This window comes from Aerococcus sp. L_32 (assembly GCF_050689315.1).
Window position 1 is genome coordinate 1 of the sequence record NZ_JBOEQF010001321.1, and the last position, 504, is coordinate 504.

Genomic DNA, 504 nt, shown 5'->3' on the forward strand with positions numbered 1-504 from the left:
GAGCGTTTGACAATCAAGCTCTTTGAATAGGTCAAATTGTCTTAGATCATTGATTTTATCCTGGGCTAACATATTTTCACCTCATTGTTATTTACTTTCTACTTGTTTAGCTAAAGCTTTGGCAAAAGCAACCGCATCGCCGACATACCCGACATCTGATTCTTTAAAGATAGCGGCTTTCGGGTCCTTATTTACAGAAAATACAAATTTTGCCTGATTCATCCCGACAGTATATTGGATGGCGCCCGCAATCCCGAAATTCAAGAGTAATTGCGGTTGGATAGTGACCCCACTTTGACCAATTTGCTCGTCATGTGTGTACCAGCCGTTCTCTGCTAGGGGGCGGGTAGCACCAACTTTTGCGCCAAGTAGGTCGGCTACTTTTTCAGTATAGACTAAATTGTCTTGCATCTTCATCCCGCGGCCAACAGCAATAACCTTATCTGCCTCAGTGATTTGATTCGTTTGTGGTTGACCTGGAATTCGTTCCAAGACTTGGTAGGT

The 504-nt window shown here is 43.5% G+C and carries 1 protein-coding gene; it reads right to left on the reverse strand.

Annotated features, from left to right (window positions below):
- Nucleotides 1–87 precede the first annotated feature (87 nt).
- On the reverse strand, nt 88–504 hold a 417-nt coding region (locus tag ACRCJ0_RS19575; RefSeq protein ID WP_431391887.1), incomplete at its 5' end, for an electron transfer flavoprotein subunit alpha/FixB family protein.